Here is a 6,459-nt window from a genome sequence, read left to right as displayed (position 1 = left end):
GCGAAAAGCTATGTCTTCGATCCTGTGGCGGGCACCTACACCGTCACGAACGACCTTCCCGGCGGCGGCCACTGGTATCCGAGCCTGACCGCGCTCGGCACCGGTGACGTCATCGCCGTCGGCGGGCTGGACCAGAACGCGGCGGGCAGTGTGGCCACCGAACAGTTCGACAGCACCCAGGGCCGCTGGCTGCCGGCGGCCCAGGTACCCCAGACGTTCTTCTTCTGGGGGCTCTACCCGGAACTCAAACTGATGTCCGACGGACGGCTGTTCTACGCCGGCGTCCACACGTTCAGCAACGCGCCGACCGCGGCCGGTTCGAACATCTACGATCCGGCCACCGCCACCGCCACCGTCAACGACGTCCCCGGCCTGCGTGACGTCAACCTGCGTGACCAGGGCGCCTCGGTGCTGCTGCCACCGGCCCAGGCCGGCCGGGTACTGACCCTCGGCGGCGGCAACGGCGACGCCGGCGCCGACGCGATCGCCAGCACCGACCTCATCGACCTGCGCCAGGCCGACCCGCACTGGCAGCCCGGGCCGAACCTGCCCGCGGCGAAGATGTACGTCAGCGCGGTGATCCTGCCCGACGGTCTGGTCCTGGAGACCGGCGGCGGCCGGCACCTGCGTTCCGACCCGGTGCACGAGGCGTCGCTCTACGACCCGGTGACCAACCACTTCACCTCGGTGCCCGCCGATCCGCAGGACCGCACCTACCACTCGCAGGCCTTCCTGCTGCCCGACGGCAGCGTCGCGGCGCTGGGCAACAACCCGCTGGACGGCTCGTTCAGCCAGATCATCTCCGTCTACCGGCCGTGGTACATGACCCGGACCCGGCCGTCGATCACCGCCGCCGCCACCTTCGGCTACGGCTCCCATCAGACCCTCGGCGTCACCGGCGACATCGGTCGCGTCACGTTGCTGCGCCCCGCGTCGGTCACCCATCAGGCCGACCCCAACCAGCGCAGCGTCGACCTGCCGGTCACCGCCGGCCAGAACGGCCAGATCAACGTCGACGTCCCCGCCAATCCGAACCTGCTACCGCCGGGGTACTACATGATGTTCGCGCAGAACACCGCCGGGGTTCCCTCGGTCGCCCGCTGGGTCCGGATCGGATGACCGGCCACAGCGGGCGCCGCGGCACCCTGGTGCTCGTCGCGCTGGTGGTGGTGCTGGTCAACGGCGCCGCGGTCGTCCTGGTCCAGCGCGGCCTGCCCACCGGACCCGACGGGCACCCCGCACCCCCCGGCCGTGGGGTGCCCGTCGCCGCCGCCGTGGCACCACCCGGTCAGCTCTCCGGCCGGGTGGTGCCACGCGGCAACGGCAGTCCGTCCCCGGTCGCGCTCGGTATCGACGGCTGCGACAACAACTACGTCGCCGCCGACACCGGCCGCCGGGTGTGCGTGCCCCGCACCCCGCCCCCCGGTCAGCGCATCGACTGTGCCTTCCTGCGGGCCCACGGCATCAACGGCGTCCGTGTCATCGGCGAGGACGTCCGCCGCCTCGCCGGCACCCTGCTCGCGGCCGTGCGAGGAGCGGTGCTCTGTGCGCGCTGACAGATCGGGTGCTGCTGACAGATCGGGCCCCGCGCGGCCGGCGGTGGCCCTGGCCGCTGCCGCCGCCGCGCTGCTGGCCGCCGGTTGCGCCGGGACGCCGGCTCGAAGTCCCGCGGCGGTCGGCCTCCCGGCGGCCGCCGCGGCGACGGCGAGCGCGACCTGGACCGGCGACTGGCACGGCGTCGTCGCGCCGACCGTGCCGACCGCGCAGCCCCGGCCGTCCTTCGCACTCACCGACACCGGCGGGCGACCGTACGACTTCGCCCAGGCCACCGCCGGACGCGCCACGCTGCTGTTCTTCGGCTACACGCACTGTCCCGACGTGTGCCCGACGACGATGGCCGACCTCGCCGCCGCCCGTCAGGTGGTGGGGGCGAGGGTCGCCCGGCAGGTGACGGTCGTGTTCGTCACGACCGACCCCGACCGCGACACCCCCGCGGCGCTGCGCCGCTGGCTCGACCAGTTCGACCCCGCCTTCGTGGGTCTCACCGGCACCCCGGCGCAGCTCGCCGCGGCGCAGCGGGCCGTCGGTGTGCCACTGGCCACCGCCGACCGCGCCGACGGTGATCCCCGCGGCGGTCAGGGTTCCTACCTGGTCAGCCACGCCGCCCAGGTACTCGCGATCGGCCCCGACAACCACGTCCGCGTCCGCTATTTCGCCGCGACGACGGTCGCCGAGTACGTCGCCGACCTCCCGCGGCTCGCCGCCTCGCTGTGACCCGTCGCCTCGCTGTGACCCGTCGAATCCCCAGCTCCGACCGCCGGCGGCCGTTCCGTCCTTCCCAGGCAGGTATCTCTTGACCGCAAACCAAGGCGCGCAGGAAGACCCCGCTGCCGCTCCCCTCGCCACCGCCGTCCCTGACCCCGCCCCACCCCGCTCGCACCGGGGGACCCGGGAACGCGGCGGCCGGGGGAGCGTGCCCACGCCGCGGCGGCTGGCCGGAGCCGGCCGCGGGGTGGCGACGCATGTCGCGCTGACCGTGCTGTGCGCCGGCCCGCTGGCCGTGGACCGGCAGATGGCCTACCTCCTCCCGATGGCGCTGGCCGTGCTCATGCCACGGACGTGCGGCCGTGGCGGCCCGCGGGAGGCGGTGGCCGTCGGCCTCGACGATCATCGAGGTGCCCGGCTGCCGCGGTCCGTCCAGTTCGCCTGCGAGGCGGCCGGCTGGTACGTCTACCTGGCCGCCGGCGAGGTGGGAACGGGCCGGCTCGGTGGGTCGTCGACGGTGCCGGTGTGGGCCGGCGCCCTCGGCGGTGCGCTGGTGGCCTCGGGCGCGATCCTGGTGCTGGGCCATCTCGGTGACCTTGTGCGCGCGGCCCGACCGGGACGTCGGCGGCTGGCCTGTGGGCTGGCCGCGACGCCCCTCGCGGTGCTGCTGGTCGTGCGCGCGGCCGAACACCACCACGCCGTGGTGCTGGCGCTGTGGACCGGCGTCTCACTGTCGATGCTGGTGGTCGCGGTCCTCACCCTCGTGCGCGGTCAGTTCAGCTGGCAGCGCCCCGAACGGGTGGACCACGTCGATCTGGCCGACACCCTCGCCCCGCGGCACCGCTTCTCGCTGATCGTCCCGGCCCGCGACGAGCCGATCCTCGGCCGCACGCTCACCCAGGTCCTGGCCGGCGACTACCCGGCGGACCTGGTGGAACTGGTGGTGATGGTGTCGCACGACGAGGTCGACCGGGAAACCCGCCAGATCGCCGAGGACATCGCCGCGCGGCACCCGAACGTCCATGTCATCGCCCCGCGTGGCAGCCAGCGCAGCAAGCCGCTGTCCCTGGAGAACGCCCGCCAGTACTGCACCGGTGACCTCATCGGCGTGGTCGACGCCGAGTCGCTGATCGCCGAGGGGCTGCTCTCCTACGTCAACACCCTCGCCCTGCGCCAGTCCGACGTCGGCATCTTCCAGGGCGGCGTGCAGCTGATGAACGTCCGCGCCCCGGGCGGAGAGCCCACCGACGGCGGTGCCCGCCCGGTGCTGCGCCGGTTGGACACCGACACGTCCTGGTGGCGGGCCCGTAACTGCCTCGAGTACTACATCTGGTTCATGTCCCGGCTGCGTTTCCAGGCGCGGGCGCGGTTCATCCCGCTGGGCGGCAACACCGTGTTCATCCGCCGGGAGGTGCTCGACGCCCTCGACGGCTGGGACGTCACCTGCCTCACCGAGGACTGCGATCTGGGGGTGCGGGCCTCGGTCGCCGGGGTGCGCACCACCGTCTTCTACCACCCGGATCTGACCACCCGGGAGGAGACGCCGGAGAGCCTGACGAAGCTCGTCATCCAACGGACCCGCTGGATGATGGGATTCATGCAGGTCCTGTTCAAGGGGGACTGGCGCCTGCTCCCCGGTACCCGGCAGCGACTGATGGCCGCCGAGATGCTGACCATGCCGTTCTTCCAGGCGATGGCCGGGATACTGCTGCCCGTCTCGCTGGTGCTGACCTGGTTCCTCGCCGCGCCGACGGGTCTGGTCATCGTCTTCTGCCTGCCGCTGGGCGCCACCGTCATGACGGTCTGCTCCGAGCAGGCGGCCTTTCGTGAGTTCGCCGACGCGTACGACCTGGACATCAGCTGGTGGGACAGCGCCCGGCTGATTCTCAGCTCCCCATTCTACCAGCTCGTCCTGTCGATCGCCGCGGTCCGCGCCACCGCCCGCCTGCTGCGTGGCCGCGTCGACTGGGAGAAGACCTCACATTCCGGCGCCCACCACGGCGCCGGAGCCGGCACCGGCCGCGTCCCCGCAGGAGCCCCCTCATGACCAGCCCCGACCTGACCAGCCCCGACCGGACGCGGGACCCCGCATCACCGGACCTCACATCACCGGTTTCGGCGCAGCCGCTCCTCACGCCGCAGGTCCTCACGCCGCAGGTCCTGGCACCGCCGGCGAGCGCCACCGCGTGGACCGTGACCGCGCTGCGCGGGCTCGCCGCCCGCGGCGCCGCCTGGGGGCGGGCCCACCGGCACAGCCTGGTACTGGTCGCCGCGCTGCTGGCGGTCGTCACCGTCGTCCACGGTGTGAACTTCGATGGCTGGCCCGGCCGGGTCACCGACGACGAGGGCACCTACGCCGCGCAGGCCTACTCGATGCAGTACTGGAACCGCATCGCCCACTACACCTACTGGTACGACCACCCGTTCGGCGGATGGCTGCTGATCGCGATCTACACCAAACTGACGGACGGCTTCCACCGCGCGACCACCGCCGTCACCGCCGCCCGGGAGCTCATGTTCCTGCTGCACCTGGTCAGCTGCGTGCTGATCTACCGGTTCGGTCGACTTCTCGGCCTGCGTCGTTTCTTCTCCGCCGCCGCGGTGCTGGTCTTCTCCCTGTCACCGCTGGCGATCTGGTACCAGCGGATGGCGTTCCTGGACAACATCGGGGTGATGTGGCTGCTCGCCGCGTTCGTCGCCGCCGTCTCCCCGCGCCGCAGTCTGCTGGCCGCCGCCCTCGCCGGAACGTTCATGGCGTTCGCGTTCTGGTCCAAGGAGACGACGCTGCTGTTCCTGCCCGGTCTGTACATCCTGCTGCGCCAGCATCGCGACGACCGCAACTGGCGGTTCGTACGCCGCAACTTCCTTGGCTGTCTGATCGGGATCTGCGGCATCTACCTGCTCTACGCCGCGGCGAAGAACGAGCTGTTCGAGGGCCCCGGCCACGTGTCACTGGAATGGGCGGTGCGCTGGCAGCTGTTCGACCGGGCGTCCAGCGGCAGTGTCCTCGACCGTGGCAGCGACACCTACAACGTGGTCAGATCCTGGCTGGACCTGGACCCGTACCTGGTGCTCGGCGGGATCGCCGCCGCCGTCCCACTGCTGGCGCTGCGTCGCCTGCGAGTCGTCGCGGTGCTGCTGCTGCTGCAGTTCGGCTTCGTCTTCCGCGACGGCTACCTGCCCAATCCCTACGTCACCGCCATGCTGCCCTTCGCCGCCCTGTGCGCCGCCGTCCTGCTCGACGCCGTCCTGCCACGGCGCCGTTCCCGGCCCGGCGGCCCGCTACGTCCCTACCCCGACGACCCCGACGTCACCTCGTCGTCCGGTATCCCCGCGCCACGCTCGTCGGCCAGCGAGCGCACCTTCGACGAGGCGACGGGACGCCCCGCCGCGGCGTACGGTGATCCGGAACCCGACACGGTGCCCACTCGCATCCTCGAGGCACCGCGGCCGCGGGCATCGTGGCTGGCCGCGGGCGGTCCGGCCGGCACACTGGCCGCCCGGGTGCTGTCGGCGCTGCGCCGCGCGGTCGTCGCCGTCACGGTGGTCGCCGCCGCGATCGCGCTCACCTGGGCCTGGGCCCCGAAGATCCACACCGCTCTGACGGACGACGCGAGCGCCCCGAGCCGCGACGCCACCCGCTGGTTCCTCGCCCACGTGCACGACCACCGCACGGTCATCACCGACGACATCGCCTGGACCGACCTCGTCATCGCCGGCCGCCGGCCGCTCCCGGTCTGGTTCTACAAACTCGACCTGGACCCGCAGGTCCAGGCCCAGTTCCCGCACGGCTGGCGGGACGTCGGCTACCTGATGATGGGCAAGCCGCCGGACTCGGTGCTCACCGAGGTCCCCACCGTCGCCGAGGCCCTGCGCCACTCGGTCGTGCTCCAGTCCTTCGGCGACGGCGAGATCGAGATCCGCCAGGTCGTCCCACCCGGCTGCCGCGCCGGCCTGCCCGCCCTGCGCTGCTGACCCGCCCCCCGGCGACCATCGCCCTGCGCCCTGCGCCGCGCGGCCGGGGGCCCATGACCGATCATGGGCCCCCGGCCGCCAGGTGGGGCTGCGCGTCCGGGCAGGGCGAACGTCTAGGACAGGGCGAGCAGGGCCCCGAGGAAGAAACCGACGCAGGCCAGCCAGACCAGGGTCGGAACCAGCTTCAGCCATCCAGCCACCGACCCGGCCGATGACCCC

At 72.6% G+C, this 6,459-nt stretch carries 5 protein-coding genes; all 5 read left to right on the top strand.

Features of this window, described 5'->3' with window-relative positions:
* The coding region (locus G6R24_RS17000) for a galactose oxidase early set domain-containing protein (protein WP_163550211.1) at nt 1–1,119 on the top strand (1,119 nt) is incomplete at its 5' end.
* Nucleotides 1,116–1,556 (top strand): hypothetical protein, encoded by a 441-nt coding sequence (locus tag G6R24_RS16995; RefSeq protein ID WP_163550210.1) that lies wholly within the window; start codon nt 1,116–1,118, stop codon nt 1,554–1,556. The genes G6R24_RS17000 and G6R24_RS16995, both read left to right, overlap by 4 nt.
* Nucleotides 1,546–2,274, top strand: a complete 729-nt coding sequence (locus G6R24_RS16990; protein WP_163550209.1) for an SCO family protein — start codon at nt 1,546–1,548, stop codon at nt 2,272–2,274. Before G6R24_RS16995 ends, G6R24_RS16990 begins: the two co-directional genes overlap by 11 nt.
* A 199-nt stretch (nt 2,275–2,473) precedes the next feature.
* A complete protein-coding gene (locus tag G6R24_RS16985; protein WP_225438644.1) occupies nt 2,474–4,312 on the top strand; it encodes a glycosyltransferase family 2 protein in 1,839 nt (612 codons plus the stop codon).
* Complete coding sequence (locus G6R24_RS22655; protein ID WP_225438643.1) at nt 4,309–6,240, top strand: ArnT family glycosyltransferase; 1,932 nt, start codon at nt 4,309–4,311, stop codon at nt 6,238–6,240. The genes G6R24_RS16985 and G6R24_RS22655 overlap by 4 nt, the downstream gene beginning before the upstream one ends.
* The last annotated feature ends 219 nt before the right edge of the window (nt 6,241–6,459 follow it).

Origin of the sequence: Candidatus Frankia nodulisporulans (assembly GCF_902806475.1) — a bacterium.
Taxonomy (GTDB): Bacteria; Actinomycetota; Actinomycetes; order Frankiales; family Frankiaceae; genus Frankia; species Frankia umida.
Note: the sequence above shows the minus strand (reverse complement) of the source record. Positions and strands in the feature narration are given on the sequence as shown.